Origin of the sequence: Companilactobacillus metriopterae (assembly GCF_004117915.1) — a bacterium.
In the GTDB taxonomy this organism is placed as follows: Bacteria; Bacillota; Bacilli; order Lactobacillales; family Lactobacillaceae; genus Companilactobacillus; species Companilactobacillus metriopterae.
In genome coordinates, this window is the sequence record NZ_RSTD01000001.1 from 77,460 (window position 1) to 91,714 (window position 14,255).

13 protein-coding genes are annotated in these 14,255 nt (G+C 32.6%); 5 read left to right on the forward strand and 8 right to left on the reverse strand.

The window, feature by feature from the left end; all coding sequences use genetic code 11:
- Window positions 1-51: 51 nt before the first annotated feature.
- Together EKN01_RS00415 and EKN01_RS00420 are read left to right on the forward strand one after the other, a co-directional pair.
- Window positions 52-1,347 carry a nucleobase:cation symporter-2 family protein gene (locus EKN01_RS00415; RefSeq protein WP_129044512.1) on the forward strand — a complete coding sequence of 432 codons (1,296 nt, stop codon included), beginning with the start codon at window positions 52-54 and terminating at the stop codon, window positions 1,345-1,347.
- Between the two features lie 157 nt (window positions 1,348-1,504).
- On the forward strand, window positions 1,505-2,305 hold the full coding sequence (locus tag EKN01_RS00420; protein WP_099974215.1) for a hypothetical protein: 801 nt from the start codon (window positions 1,505-1,507) through the stop codon (window positions 2,303-2,305).
- Between the two features lie 29 nt (window positions 2,306-2,334).
- On the opposite strand, the gene EKN01_RS00425 is transcribed toward EKN01_RS00420, so the two are convergent.
- Window positions 2,335-3,219, reverse strand: coding sequence for an aldo/keto reductase (locus EKN01_RS00425; protein ID WP_129044513.1), 885 nt, complete (start codon window positions 3,217-3,219; stop codon window positions 2,335-2,337).
- A 149-nt stretch (window positions 3,220-3,368) separates the two neighbouring features.
- Here EKN01_RS00425 and EKN01_RS00430 point away from each other — a divergent pair, with 149 nt between their 5' ends.
- Window positions 3,369-5,276: a fructose-1,6-bisphosphatase gene (locus EKN01_RS00430; protein ID WP_129044514.1), complete on the forward strand. Its 1,908-nt coding sequence runs from the start codon at window positions 3,369-3,371 to the stop codon at window positions 5,274-5,276.
- A gap of 10 nt (window positions 5,277-5,286) precedes the next feature.
- On the opposite strand, the gene EKN01_RS00435 is transcribed toward EKN01_RS00430, so the two are convergent.
- The 3 genes from EKN01_RS00435 to EKN01_RS00445 form a co-directional block, all read right to left on the reverse strand.
- Window positions 5,287-6,579: a uracil-xanthine permease family protein gene (locus EKN01_RS00435; RefSeq protein ID WP_129044515.1), complete on the reverse strand. Its 1,293-nt coding sequence runs from the start codon at window positions 6,577-6,579 to the stop codon at window positions 5,287-5,289.
- A gap of 517 nt (window positions 6,580-7,096) precedes the next feature.
- Window positions 7,097-7,852 carry a TerC family protein gene (locus tag EKN01_RS00440; RefSeq protein WP_129044516.1) on the reverse strand — a complete coding sequence of 252 codons (756 nt, stop codon included), beginning with the start codon at window positions 7,850-7,852 and terminating at the stop codon, window positions 7,097-7,099.
- An 85-nt stretch (window positions 7,853-7,937) separates the two neighbouring features.
- The gene (locus EKN01_RS00445) at window positions 7,938-9,299 is read right to left on the reverse strand and encodes an Nramp family divalent metal transporter (protein WP_099974272.1); all 1,362 of its coding nucleotides are present in this window, start codon (window positions 9,297-9,299) and stop codon (window positions 7,938-7,940) included.
- Window positions 9,300-9,535: 236 nt separating this feature from the next.
- Between EKN01_RS00445 and EKN01_RS00450 the strand changes: the two genes are divergently transcribed.
- The gene (locus EKN01_RS00450) at window positions 9,536-10,006 is read left to right on the forward strand and encodes a hypothetical protein (RefSeq protein WP_129044517.1); all 471 of its coding nucleotides are present in this window, start codon (window positions 9,536-9,538) and stop codon (window positions 10,004-10,006) included.
- A 29-nt stretch (window positions 10,007-10,035) separates the two neighbouring features.
- Here the strand turns inward: EKN01_RS00450 and cls are convergent, their stop codons facing one another.
- The 4 genes from cls to EKN01_RS00470 form a co-directional block, all read right to left on the reverse strand.
- Window positions 10,036-11,502: a cardiolipin synthase gene (gene cls, locus EKN01_RS00455; RefSeq protein ID WP_129044518.1), complete on the reverse strand. Its 1,467-nt coding sequence runs from the start codon at window positions 11,500-11,502 to the stop codon at window positions 10,036-10,038.
- Window positions 11,503-11,590: 88 nt separating this feature from the next.
- Entirely contained in the window at window positions 11,591-12,289 is a 699-nt protein-coding gene (locus EKN01_RS00460; RefSeq protein WP_129044519.1) for a zinc metallopeptidase, read from the reverse strand.
- 5 nt (window positions 12,290-12,294) lie between these two features.
- The gene (locus EKN01_RS00465) at window positions 12,295-12,720 is read right to left on the reverse strand and encodes a hypothetical protein (RefSeq protein WP_129044520.1); all 426 of its coding nucleotides are present in this window, start codon (window positions 12,718-12,720) and stop codon (window positions 12,295-12,297) included.
- 32 nt (window positions 12,721-12,752) lie between these two features.
- Window positions 12,753-13,487 (reverse strand): alpha/beta hydrolase, encoded by a 735-nt coding sequence (locus EKN01_RS00470; RefSeq protein WP_129044521.1) that lies wholly within the window; start codon window positions 13,485-13,487, stop codon window positions 12,753-12,755.
- A gap of 67 nt (window positions 13,488-13,554) precedes the next feature.
- Here EKN01_RS00470 and EKN01_RS00475 point away from each other — a divergent pair, with 67 nt between their 5' ends.
- Window positions 13,555-14,244: a ribonuclease H family protein gene (locus tag EKN01_RS00475; RefSeq protein ID WP_129044522.1), complete on the forward strand. Its 690-nt coding sequence runs from the start codon at window positions 13,555-13,557 to the stop codon at window positions 14,242-14,244.
- The last annotated feature ends 11 nt before the right edge of the window (window positions 14,245-14,255 follow it).

Here is a 14,255-nt window from a genome sequence, read left to right on the forward strand (position 1 = left end):
TCCTTTCTGAAAAAGTGATATAATTTTCAAAACTTAATGTTGGAGGGGACTATGGATATTCGTAACGAGGAACCACAGCAATCCTTTGGTAAGAATCTTATTTTAGGATTTCAACATCTATTTGCAATGTATTCGGGAGATGTGCTTGTACCACTTTTGGTCGGTGCTGCATTAGGATTTACCGCTAAACAAATGACATATTTGATTTCAGTGGATATATTCATGTGTGGGGTCGCTACGTTACTTCAACTAAAAAGAACACCACTTACGGGTGTCGGATTACCCGTTGTTCTAGGTGCGGCTGTTCAGTATGTAACACCGTTACAAAATATAGGTAAGCATTTTGGACTTGCCTATATGTATGGCTCTATTATTATTGCAGGAATTTTTATAATGGTAGTAGCCAAGTTCTTTGCGAAACTAAAGAGATTTTTCCCACCAGTTGTAACTGGTTCATTGATTACATTAATTGGATTTACTTTGATACCAGTTGCTTTTCAAAATATTGGTGGTGGAGATCCAACTGCCAAAAATTTTGGAGATCCAACTGATTTAATCCTAGGATTCTCTACAGCATTACTTATTTTAATTATCAATGTTTGGGGTAGAGGATTTATCAAAAGAACTGCTGTTTTAATTGGAATTCTTGCCGGTTCACTAGTGGCCGCCGGATTGGGAAAAGTAGGAATAGCAAGTTTTAATGATGCTAGTTGGTTCCAAATACCACGACCATTTTACTTCGATGTTCCCAAGTTTGAATGGTCATCGTCATTAATTATGATTCTAGCTGCTTTGACTTGTATGATTGAATCTACTGGTGTTTTCTATGCTTTAGCTGAGATCACTGATAGAAAATTAGATGAATCAGATTTACAAAGAGGTTATGTATCTGAAGGATTAGCTGCTGTTTTAGGTGGTATCTTTAATACATTTCCATACTCAACATTCTCAGAAAATGTGGCCTTGGTTAGATTATCTGGAATTAAGAGTAAAAAACCTGTGTATTATTCAGCATTCTTACTTATAATACTAGGATTGATACCTAAGATAGGTGCAATTGCAACTATGATACCTACATCTGTACTAGGTGGGGCCATGTTAATTATGTTTGGTACTGTTGGTGCTGAAGGTATTCGTATGTTATCAAAAGTTAATTTAAATAACGATAATATGTTAATAATTGCAGTAGCTATTGGTTTAGGATTGGGAGTTACAGTTCAACCAAATCTACTTCATTTCTTACCATCAACTTTACAAACTATTTTAAATAACGGTCTTGTAATTGGTAGTTTTGCAGCAATAATTTTAAATATATTCTTTTCAATGGGTAAGAAAAAAGAAGCTTAATGTTTTATTATTAAGCTTCTTTTTTTATTAATTAATTATTCCTATTAACTACCCACAATGTTCATAATTAATTCAAAAAATCCCGATATACTTGGTTTCAAGTTAATAAATAGAAATTAAAAACATAGACAACGTAAATCGAGAGAAGGACTTAATTATGAAAAATTTATTTAACAAGTATTATTATCCAGCAATGGTAATTAACAAGATGGACACAAATATTACAATAAAAATTGCTGCAACTGATTTAAATGCTGATGTACAAGATAGTTTAAATGAAGCTACTGCTGAAATTTCAGAACGCATGGAAAGAATTCAAGAAGAGTTTTCACTAACTAATCCAACTTCAATGATTAATAACTATAGACATGGTGAAAACTATGATCTTGTAAACTCACCAGACTTTCAATCTATCTATTCAAAAGCAATTTTTATCCAATCAGTTACAAAAGATGCTTATTCAGCTTTTGGTGAAAAAGAGTATAATCCATCAGATATAATCGTTTCTTGGGCTATGGAAGACACATTTAACAAGTATCTACGTCCTTTATTAGTTAATAAAAATATTGTAGGTATATCTATGAATGCTGGCAGTGATATCAAATTTGCTACAGATCCTGACAGTGAATTCCAGTGGGGTGTTCAAATTAAAGGATTTGAAGATGCTAGTGAATCAGTAGAATATAACGTAGAAAACTTATCAATTGCTACCATTAGTGGTGAACCTGATTTAACAAATTATGAATATGATCAAAATACTACTTTGGAACAAGTAACAGTCTTGGATCTAGATGCAGCATTTGCACACGTATGGGCAACTGTAGGTATGTCACTAGGATTTGAAGAATTCCTTGCAGTTATAGTTGAAAACAAACTTTCTGGCGCTATGATTGATAAAGATCATGGGTTAATATCATTTAACGATGGTGTTACAAGTTTAGTAAAACAAGCATCATAAAAAAAGATCACCTAGAAGGTGATCTTTTTTTAGTCTTCAATATGTGAAACTGAATCGCGATATCCCTCAGGATTTCCATACCAATAGAAATCACCATACCAGATTGCACGTTTTTCTATATTGTAATTGTTAATTTCTTGAACATCTTCATCTGACAATTCGAAGTCAAAAATATCAGCGTTTTGTTTGATACGGTCTTCATGAATTGACTTAGGAATTGTAATAATTCCACGTTGCAAATCCCAACGAAGAATTACTTGAGCAACTGTCTTGTTATACTTATCTGCAAATTTTTGTAGACGAGAATCATTGAGAACAGATCCACTACCTAGTGGAGACCATGCTTCAAGATAAATATTGTTTTCATCACAGAATGCTTTGATATCATCTTCTTGGCATAGTGGATTGAATTCCATCTGATTAACTGCAGGTTTGACAGAGCCATGTTTCAAGATATCTTTCATACGAATAATGTCAAAGTTAGATATACCAATAGCTCTGGCTTTGCCTTCCTTGTAGATTGTTTCCAAAGCACGCCAAGTATCAAGATATTTATCAGTTACTGGCCAGTGAACCAAAAGCAGGTCAACATAGTCAACTTGCAGTGCTTTCAATTGTCCTTCAAAGTTTTCTATGGCTGAATCGTAACCTTGATCACCGTCATATATTTTTGTAGTTAAAAATATATCTTCACGGTTTAGATTATTATCTGCAATAGCCTTTTTAAGACCATCACCTACACCAGCCTCATTTCCGTATTGCTTGGCAGTATCAATGGCACGATAACCATTGGCAATTGCCCATTGGACAGATTGTGAGGCATTCTTATTACTTGTTTGCCAAACACCCAAGCCAAATTGAGGCATTTGCACACCGTTATTTAAAGTTACTTTTGAATCAATTGATAATGACATATGAATATCCTCCTTGATATCTTAATTCTACATTAATATTCAAATAATTCATAAAAAATTATCCTCAAATAATAATTAGAATAATTAAATATAAAATTAGCCTTGATAATGCTATTATGTAAGTGCTTTCTATATTTGAAAGGAAGGGTATGTTCATGAAACAACAATTTTTAAATGATAATGAAATAAAGTCTGAAATAATCAATCTTTCAGCTATTTTAAACTTACCAAAGGGAACTGAAGAATTTGTTAGTGATGTTCATGGTGAGTATGATGAATTTGTTCATATTCTTCGTAATGGTTCGGGTAATACAAGACAAAAAATATCTGAGATATTTACAGGACAATTAACTGAGGAAAATCAGAAGAAATTAGCCTTTCTTATTTACTATCCATCTGAGATTTTATCTAAAACAAAAAGTGAATTTACATCAGAGGATAGATTAGTTCAGTGGTATTTAAATACTTTTAATGAACTAATACAGTTATTAAAGTACACTGCCAAAAAATACACACGTTCTAAGGTTAGAAAGGCTCTAGATGCAGATTTTGTTTATATCACAGAAGAATTATTATATGTTGATAGAGCTGAGGCAACAAAGAATAAATATTATTTTGATGTAATGGATAGTATTATCAAATTGGGTATGGCAGACCAGTTCATCATTGCCACTTGCCATACAATTCAGGCACTAGTGGTTGATCATATTCATATCATAGGGGATGTCTATGATAGAGGTCCTCATCCGGATCTCATTATTGAGCATCTAATCCATCGAAATGTTAAAGTCGATTTTCAATGGGGTAATCATGATATTCTCTGGCTTGGTAGTGCATCAGGTTCAAAGCTTTGTGTAGCTAATCTTGTCAGAATAAGTTCGCGATATGATAATTTAAATCTGTTAAATGAAGCTTATAACATCGATACGTCAAAATTGGAAAAATTTGCTGTAGAAAATTATAAACCTTTGGACTCATTCAATCCAAAATCAGATACAGGTAAGACTATCGATGCAGAAATACAAAACATTGATAATTGTGTTCAGCAAGCTATGGCTATTATTCAATTTAAGCTAGAGGGTCAGGCAATAGACCGTAGACCTGAATTTAAAATGGAAGACCGTAAATTATTGGAAAAATTATTTGATGACGGTCAAAAAATTAAGATTGCTGATAGAATTTATTATATAAAAAATGGCTGCTTTCAATTAGTTGATCCTGATAACCCGTATCAATTAACAAAGGGTGAACAAGAAATAATCGATGATCTAGCTAAGCAATTTATTAGTTCAGTTAGTTTGCGCAGACACTTACAGTACATGGTAGAACATGGTTCTATGTATTTAAAAAATAACGGCAATCTTCTAATTCATGGTTGTGTTCCAGTTGATAAATCTGGAAATATGCTTCAATTTCAAATGAATAATCAAGTTTACTCAGGTCGACAACTATTCGATTATTTTGAACAAAACATATTTAATAAATTTGAACATCCCTCAGTTGATGATTCTATTCAATCGGATTTGATTTGGTATCTTTGGACAGGGAAGTTATCGCCATTGTTTGGTAAATCAGCTATGACTACTTTTGAGAGATACTTTATAGAGGATAAGGATTTACATAAAGAACATAAGAATCCCTATTATTCATTGAGAAAAGAAGAATGGTTCGCTGATATTTTGTTTGATGAATTTGATTTGGATAAAGAACAAGGTCATATTATTAATGGTCATACCCCTGTAAAAATTGGTAATTCACCAATCATGGCAAATGGCAAAATTTTTGTTATCGATGGTGGTATGTCGAAACCATATCAAAAAACCACGGGAATTGGAGGATATACCTTATTATCTAATTCCTTTGGATTACAACTTGTAACGCATGAGCCATTTACAACACGCGAAAAGGCAATTCAAAACATGACTGATGTTGTATCAACTAAAAGAGTGATAGAACAATCTGTTAAAATGAAGACCGTTAGTGATACTGATAATGGTAAGAAATTGAAAGCACAAGTTGATGAATTAATTAATTTATTGGCAATAAAAAAAGAGTAACCTTAAAAGGTTACTCTTTTTCTTCTGATCTAGCTTCTTTAGGAAGTATTAGGTTCAGAGCGATTCCAAATATTGTAGCAACACCAATACCACTAAATTGGAATGAGCCAATTTGAAGCATTGCATTACCAATACCAATAACTAGAATGACGGAACCAATCATTAAGTTACGTTTTTGAGAAAAATCTACTTTGTTGTCTATTAGTATTTTTAGACCATTTGAAGCAATAACACCGAATAGTACGAAACTGATACCACCAATTACTGGTCCAGGAACTGTCTGTATTAATGCACTTAGTTTACCAACAAAACCAAATACTGCTGCAAAAACAGCGGCACCGATAATTACATATACACTGTATATTTTATTGACGGCCATAACACCAATATTTTCACCGTAAGACGTAATAGGAGGACCACCAAGCAATCCAGCAACAATAGAAGCAGTACCGTCACCGGCTAATGTTCTATGTAATCCAGGATCTTTGAAGAAGTTTCTATGTGTCAATTCATCAAGCACCATGATATGTCCCAGATGTTCTGCCATTGTGACAAAAGCAAGAGGAGCAAAACTTAAAATTGCACCCCAATAAATTGTATGAGGAGTGTAGTTAATAAAAGGAATTTCAAAACTTGGTAATGCAAACCAAGGAGAACTAGCAACTTTAGAGAAATTAACTACCCCAAGTATCACTGATAGTAAATATCCTGAGATAATACCTAATAAAATAGCGATGTTACTCAAAAATCCCTTTAAGTACATGTTGAAAAAAACTGTTGTTATCAACGTGAACATGGCAATTCCGAAGAATTTTAAATCGTAAGTACCATTATTCATTGTAGAATCTGTAGCAGCTGATCCAGCTAATGCTAATCCAATAACAATCACTATCGGACCGACAACGATAGGTGGTAAAGCTTTATCTATCCAACCATATCCAACAAAACCAACAAGTAATGCAACAATCAAGTAAACAGCACCAACGGCAATCGTTCCTTGTGCAACTGCAGGAAATCCAACAGTTTTCATCAATGCAATACTAGGAACAATGAATGAAAAACTGGAACTCATATATGCAGGAATTCGTCGTTTTGTAATTAGAATATGCAATATTGTTCCTACACCAGAACTAAATAACGCAATACTTGGATCTAATCCTACCAACAGTGGAACTAAAACTGTTGAACCAAACATAGAAAATAAATGTTGAAGAGATAGGATAAACCAACTACCTAGTGGCGGCTTATCATAGATATCAAGAACTGCATCTGGATTACGATAATTCTTATCATTTGTGTCCATAGTTAAAATCTCCCCCAAAAAGTGTAAAAAAAATAGCCTTTTATCCCGTGAAAATACGACATAAAAAGCCTAAGTGTTTTCCTTGTTAGTCTCACGGGACTACGTTAAAGGACTATATAATTTTAATTAACTATAGACAATTTTTTAAACATTGTCAACAAAACGAAAAAAGAACACCAAGGGGAGTGGTGTTCTTTTAAATATATAATATATAAATTGTATTTGGGATTAAATATGTTATAGGGGGGGTAGAAGAGTTATTAGCTCTTCTATGGTTATTAATATACAGGTTAACTATGAATTATATATATAATAAATGTGAATAATTTGTGAAGATTGTAAATATAATTAATCCAATAAAAAAATACCTCAGGGGAAAGGTATTTTTAGGGGAATATATTATTATAGGGGGGAATATTACATAGAAAGAGGTGCTTGTGTATCTCTTATCTATGGTTACTATAATAATGAAATAGTTTGAAGTAATTATTTTGAAAATATGAATTATTTATGAATTTTATTTTTTTCTACGGTTATTAATTTGGTGAATTATTATAGTAATAATAATTGATACAACTAGTACACCAACAAATAACATATTTGGAACTTCAATATCAATCATTGGAATTGATAAGAACAATTTGATAGAAATAAATAAAATTAAGAAGTATGCCATTCCTTGTAATTCGGGTACTCTACGCATAAGACCCATAATAAGTTCAGCGATACCTCTCATTGCTAGAATACCGATCATACCACCTAACAAGACAATTACAGGATTATCAGAAATAGCAAGTGCAGTCAGAACGGAATCTATTGAGAAAACAATATCCATAAGTTCGATTGAAATAACAACTTGCCAGAAGTGAGAAATCTTTAGATATTTGTAAATACCTTTTGTTTCATGAGGCTTTATATCTGCAGGATCAACTTCTTTGTTACGGTGAATAAAATGACTAACAAATAGATAAAATAGGTATAGTGCACCAAAGGCCTTAATCCACCAGAAGTTAATCAAGTAAACACCGATACCGATAACTAAAAATCTAAAGATATAAGCACCAATCAAACCATAGAACAGTGATTTTTCTTGTTCACTTTTTGTCTTAAGAGTTTGAGTTTGGGTTGCTAGCACCAGGGCGTTATCAACGGATAAAATACATTCCATGATAACCAATGATAAAATAATTAACCAGTCATTCCCTGATTCAATAACAGTCTTCCAATTTTGTAAATCAAAAAATGGAGAATACATATCTATAATTGCATTCAATTAGTGTGCTCCTTTTATAGTAATATCTATATTTTACTATAAAAAAAGAACTTCCGAAGAAGTTCTGCTCAAATTTTATATTTTATTATGATGGCATAAATGTTGAATAAATTAACCAAACGTTCAATATTGTCAAAATAATTGCGACAGCATAACCAAGGTATTTCATCCAAGCATCATTTTTAAAATTACCCATTAATTTTTCATTACTTGAAAAGGCAATAAGAGGGAAAATGGAGAATGGAAGAGCAATACTTAGAAATACTTGTGAGAATGTAAGTAGTTCTTCAATTTTGGCTTCATTCCCTCTGAAAATAATAGCAAATGCTATAACAGGAATAATAGAAAGTAGACGAGTAACCACACGTCTTACCCAAAGCTTCATTTTTAAGTGAATGAAACCTTCCATAACAATTTGTCCTGATAGGGTACCTGTAATTGTTGAATTTTGACCAGATGCTAGTAGGGCAATGGCAAATAATGTACTCAACAGTGGACTTGCAACAGCACCGGCAATTTTAGGGTTTTGTAAAGCATTGTACAAGTCTACAAAACGACCAAGGTCACTGTTTGTACCATAGAATAAAGCAGCACCAAGTAGAAGTAATAAGACGTTAACTACGAAGGCTAATGTAAGTTGAATGTTAGAATCCCATGTTGAAAATCTAACTGCACGTTTTACACTATCCTCATCGTTTTTATCATATTTTCTAGCTTGAGATATTGATGAATGTAGGTATAGATTATGGGGCATAACAGTAGCACCAACAATACCAAGTGATAGGTAAAGCATACCTTTGTTTTGGAAAATCTTGGGTTCAGGGATAAATCCTGTCATTAATTCACCAAATTTAGGTTGTGCAAGTAGTACTTCGTATAGGAAAATTCCTAAAATTAGCACGATAAGTGCGGCAACGATGGCTTCGATTTTTCTGAATCCCAATTTCATAAGAACAAGTAGGAGTAGGACATCGAATGCGGTAATTATTACACCCCATAGAATAGGGATGTTAAATAACAGCTTGAGGGCAATGGCAGAACCAATAATTTCGGCGATATCTGTCGCCATAATTGCGAGCTCTGTGACTATCCAAAGCATAATACCAACATTTTTTGATGTACGCTCTCTTGTTAATTGAGCAAGATCTTTACCAGTTACAATACCGAGTTTAGCAGCCATGTATTGTAGTAACATAGCGATCAAACTGGATAGTAAGATAACGGATAGTAATGTGTATTTATATTGTGCACCACCGGCAATTGATGTAACCCAATTACCAGGATCCATATATCCAACAGCTACAAGAGCTCCTGGTCCACTGTATGCTAATAAAGTTTTGAAGAAACTTGCATCAGTTGGAACTTCAACAGTGTTGTTGATCTCTTCTAGAGATGGGCCATTAGCATGTTGAATAATACTTTCGTGTTTTGATTTATTTTCACTCAAGGTTGTCCCCTCCTTTAACCTCTATCATAATAACACTTTGTTAAAGATAATTAAATATATAAAACAAAAAAATTAGGCTTGCTTAACTTAATCGTAAATATTATTTATCAATACTATTTAGATTATGAAATTTTATCCGAATGTTCAAATTGTAACAATCAATCAGACTTTATTGGTAAATTTATTGTTAATAGTTACTAAGTCATTTAGAATAAGGATTAAAGAGGAGATTAATCATGACAATATTTTTAATCGTAATTGATATATTTTTCTTACTCGGTGGTTTATATAGTGTCTATTGGCAGTCTCAAATTGAGATACGGTCAATATATAAAATATCAGCTTTAATATACACTGTTCTTATAGGTGCTTTCCTATTAGTAGGTATTGATGCGAATATACTATATATAATTATGGTAGCTGAATTCCTTGCGTCAGCATTGGTAGGTGGCATAGGTGGCTTAGGAACAAGAAAGATTATAGCCAGTGGCTTCTTTTCTGGAGCTATAAACTACTCTGATATTCAAAGAGTAACTATTATCAGTGTTAATTTAAATGATAAACCAAAATCATCAGTTATTTTTCAAACTAGTAGATTAAGACAAATCAATTTAAGCTTTAACCGGTCATATCAAGAAATCAGATCTTTCTTAGATACTAAGTTAAACAAAGACGTAGAAGTTGAAGTAATCGATAACATAATATAAAAAAGACATCCCATTGGGATGTCTTTTTTTTAAAGTATTGGAGCCAGCAATCTTGAGAATCTTTGTTTGAATTTTAACCATGGACTTTGTTGATCGACAATTTCTTGAGTTAATTCATGAGACACTTCGAGATCATTTAAAAATGAATTCTTAATTTGTTGCGCAACATTTGTATCATAGAAAAAGGCGTTCATTTCAAAGTTTAATTGATAACTTCGATAATCATGGTTCATTGATCCAACAGAACCGTATTTCCCATCAATCACAGAAGTTTTTGCATGTAAAAATCCATTTTCGTAAGTGTAGACTTTTACACCATATCTAATTAATAAGTTTGCATAGTATTGTGTTGCACGGTAGATGAACGCATGATCAGGCATACATGGAATCATTATTCTAACGTCAATTCCTGATCTAGCAGCAATAGTCAAAGCAGTGAACACTGCATCGTCAGGGGTAAGGTATGGAGTTTGAAGCCAGACACTTTCCTTTGCTTTCATGATCATATCAATGAAACCATCTTTTAAAATTTCCTCGTTGTTGTCAGGACCATCAGCAACAATTTGAATTGGTATATTTGCATTTTTATTAGAGCGATCTCTAGGGAAATATTTTTCTGAGAAAGGTAATTTCTCATCTCTTCTAGATAATGATGCATTCCAATCCATAAAAAATCTTTCTTGAAGTAGTAATACAGCTGTACCAGAAATTCTAGCATGAGAATCACGCCAATATCCAAATTTTGGAGATTTACCTAGGTACTCATCACCAACATTAAATCCCCCAATGTAGCCAATATAACCATCAATTATTACGTTTTTTCTATGTAAGTGATAGTTTAGTCGAGTTTTTGAAATAGAGTTTTTTGCAGTGATAAATTGTACTACTTCACCACCAGCTTCTTTTAGAGGATTGAAGTAACTAGGTTTTGTATGTGTAGATCCCCATGGATCATAGAGCACGCGGACTTCTAATCCTTCATTGGCTTTATCCACTAGTAAAGATAAAAGTTGATCACCAATATCACTATCGATAAAGGCATAATATTCAACGTGTACTGTTTCTTTAGCAGCACGAATGTCAGCAAACATCTTCTTGAATTTTTCTTTACCATCAAAAATCAATTCAACTTCATTATGATGTGTAATTGGTGTTGTTTCAGTTTTGTTGAAGAAATTAACAACAGAACTAGCATACTTTGTTTGATCCGTTGCAGAATTTAATTGAATACTGTTCTGATCGGTGACAGCCATCTTTTTAACTTGTTGAACACCCAAGTATTCCTGACTAGTAAAGTTAAATAGCTTTTCTCGAGCAATTCCACGTCCAAAAAAAGCATATAAAATAAAACCAACACCTGGTAGTAAAACTAAGACCAGAATCCAAGCCCAAACTGTAACAGTGCTTCTTGGTTTAATAAAAACAGTTATTAAAGCAACAACCGTATTGATAATAAGTAATGCAACAATAATTCCAATGATCCATAAACTAATCATAAATTTCTCCCACAATACACCCTATAAAAAACAGGACTTGGTTGAAAAAACATCAAGTCCTGTATAAATATTTAATCACGATTATTATTTAATCACGATTATTAAATAATAAAACTAGTCTCAATAATTGAAGAATACTTGATAGTGCCGCTGCAACATATGTAAGTGCAGCAGCTGTTAAAACTTTTTTAACCTGTGATACTTCTTCGTTATCAATCAGACTACTAGAACCCAATATTCTGACAGCTCTACCTGAAGCATTAAATTCAACGGGCAGTGTAACAACTTGGAATAATACCACAATAGCAAATAGCCAGATACCAACAGTTATCAAAGTCATATTCATGCTGAATAAAATACCGATAAAAATAAGTGGAATTGAAACAGTACTTCCAATATTTACAGCTGGTACTAAGAAAGATCTAAGTCTCATAGGTATATAGTTCTTTTGATCTTGGATAGCGTGTCCACATTCGTGAGCAGCAACGCCAATTGCGGCAACAGAAGTAGAATCATGTGTTGACTGTGATAAGTTTAATGTTTTATCACGGGGATTATAGTTATCTGTTAATTCACCAGCAATTTCGTTTATTTCAACGTCTTGTAAACCAGCATTATCCAGAATGTATCGAGCAGCTTCAGCACCTGATATATTCTGCTTACTCTTAAACTTATCATATTTATTGAAAGTGGTTCGTACATATATTGAGGCCCATAGTGATATAACGATACCTATGATAACCAAAATATACGTTGGATCAAAAAATCCAAATCCATAGTATCCCATAGTAATTAACTCCTTATATTTAAATTGTTTGAAAGTAGGTCTTTAGACTCTTCACTACTGTTTATTAAATTAATATTGACGATGGAAATTTGTTCTTTTAAAAAATAAATAAGTCGATCAATAATTTCGTTTTTTTCATCGTAATTTAAATTATTACTTAAAATTATCGATAAATCTCCAGACTTTGTAGAGAAATCCACATTTGTTAGATCGATTAAACTAACAATAACTTGATTTTCTTTTTTGGAAACAATCCAAGTGATAGATTTTTTTCTCATTAGAGTTTTGGAGCGCTGACTTATAAATTTTATTGTAGCATCTTTGTTTAAATTGAGGAATTTTTCTACATCTATCAATTTGTATGAAGTAGGGAATTCCCAAGTGAAGTTGTCAGTGATGATTGGATGATATGAACTAAGTTTATTTTCCATAATTATATATAATAACTTATAAATGTGAATTTTTAGTAAACAAATTTGTTAATCAGTCTTAAGACATTTGAATCGTCGTGAAGTAGTGAATGTTCGGCATTTTTCCCAGAAACTGGATAATCTACAAACTCCATAACTTTAGGTGATAGGATGTAGTTGATTGATTTGGCAGATGTTACAGAGATATATTTGTCACTGTTAGAGTAATTTTTTAAATTACCATATATATTGAGAACTCTCATCTCATTAGAAATATTTTTTCTATTTATGTACATTCTCATGTACGTGGGGCTCATGAAGGCAGGTCGACCATTTTGACCTAACTGGTTAACATTAGGTAAATCTCCTAAGCCAATTATGCCATTGAATGGACCAGCAATAAGAACCAGATTTTTTATTTTAGGAAGATATGTAAGCTTTTTTTCACGCATCTCTGCCAAGACAAGTGCAACTGCACCGAGTGAGTGACCCACAGCATGATAAGTTTCAAAGCTATATTTTTTTTTCAAATCAAAAACAAGATTTGAGAGCCATCGTGCCATTAGATTGCTACCTATGATTTTGTTTTTGAAAACAACTTGAACAATTGGGTATTTATCTTTGGTCCATTTTCCCTCATAAGTTATTTGTCCTAAAGTATTAATAGTTGCCTTCAAGTATTCTTTTTTGTTGTTATATTTTAAAGCTGATTTTACCAAGTTCTCCGTTGTATAATCGCCACCGCGAAATCCATGAACATAAAGAACAGGGTATTGATTAATTTTCATACCGTCACCCCTATAATTATATTATTATATACGAATAAACAGAAAATGAGTCGATAGAGGAAATAAAATGCAAAAATATTATGCAGTTAGAATAGGAAAGAATCCTGGAATTTATAACACTTGGGCAGAATGCAAGGCACAAGTAGATGGTTTTGTTGGAGCAAGATATAAAAGTTTTACAAGTTTATCAGAGGCGGAAGACTTTATAAAGAACGATACGTATACTCCAAAAACTAAGAAAGAAACATCGAAGAAATTTGAATATTCTAACTTGGACGATTTTGAGTTGGTTGTTTATACAGATGGTGGTTCTAGAAATCACGGCAATGTTAAGGGTGGTCATGTATTATCATCAGATAAAGCTGCATGGGCATACTTAATAAAAACTTCTAACGAAAAAATAGAAGATAGCGACGGTGAATTTGGTGCAACGAATAATAAAATGGAAATTACTGCACTAATTGAAAGTATCAAAAAAATAAATAATCTAGAATTAAACGACAAAAAAGTAATATTTATTCTAGATTCTCAATATGTTTTAAATGCTATTATCAAAGGCTGGTTAGTTAGCTGGAAAGCAAATGGTTATAAAAAATCTGATGGCAAAGTACCTGCTAACTTGGAACTTTGGAAAGAACTAGATGAATTACTTCCAACCATTCCCAACAAAAGTTTTGAATGGACAAAAGGCCATGACAATGATGCAGGTAATAACCGAGTTGATGAATTATTAAATTTAACTATGGATAGAATGTAAACTATAACTGA

What these genes read in the sequence shown, in the direction of transcription:
- EKN01_RS00420 (WP_099974215.1), top strand. Translation starts at nt 1,505, where the DNA reads ATGAAAAATTTATTTAACAAGTATTATTATCCAGCAATGGTAATTAAC.
- EKN01_RS00415 (WP_129044512.1), top strand. Translation starts at nt 52, where the DNA reads ATGGATATTCGTAACGAGGAACCACAGCAATCCTTTGGTAAGAATCTT.
- EKN01_RS00465 (WP_129044520.1), bottom strand. Translation starts at nt 12,720, where the DNA reads ATGGAAAATAAACTTAGTTCATATCATCCAATCATCACTGACAACTTC.
- EKN01_RS00470 (WP_129044521.1), bottom strand. Translation starts at nt 13,487, where the DNA reads ATGAAAATTAATCAATACCCTGTTCTTTATGTTCATGGATTTCGCGGT.
- cls (WP_129044518.1), bottom strand. Translation starts at nt 11,502, where the DNA reads ATGATTAGTTTATGGATCATTGGAATTATTGTTGCATTACTTATTATC.
- EKN01_RS00460 (WP_129044519.1), bottom strand. Translation starts at nt 12,289, where the DNA reads ATGGGATACTATGGATTTGGATTTTTTGATCCAACGTATATTTTGGTT.
- EKN01_RS00430 (WP_129044514.1), top strand. Translation starts at nt 3,369, where the DNA reads ATGTTCATGAAACAACAATTTTTAAATGATAATGAAATAAAGTCTGAA.
- EKN01_RS00425 (WP_129044513.1), bottom strand. Translation starts at nt 3,219, where the DNA reads ATGTCATTATCAATTGATTCAAAAGTAACTTTAAATAACGGTGTGCAA.
- EKN01_RS00435 (WP_129044515.1), bottom strand. Translation starts at nt 6,579, where the DNA reads ATGGACACAAATGATAAGAATTATCGTAATCCAGATGCAGTTCTTGAT.
- EKN01_RS00450 (WP_129044517.1), top strand. Translation starts at nt 9,536, where the DNA reads ATGACAATATTTTTAATCGTAATTGATATATTTTTCTTACTCGGTGGT.
- EKN01_RS00475 (WP_129044522.1), top strand. Translation starts at nt 13,555, where the DNA reads ATGCAAAAATATTATGCAGTTAGAATAGGAAAGAATCCTGGAATTTAT.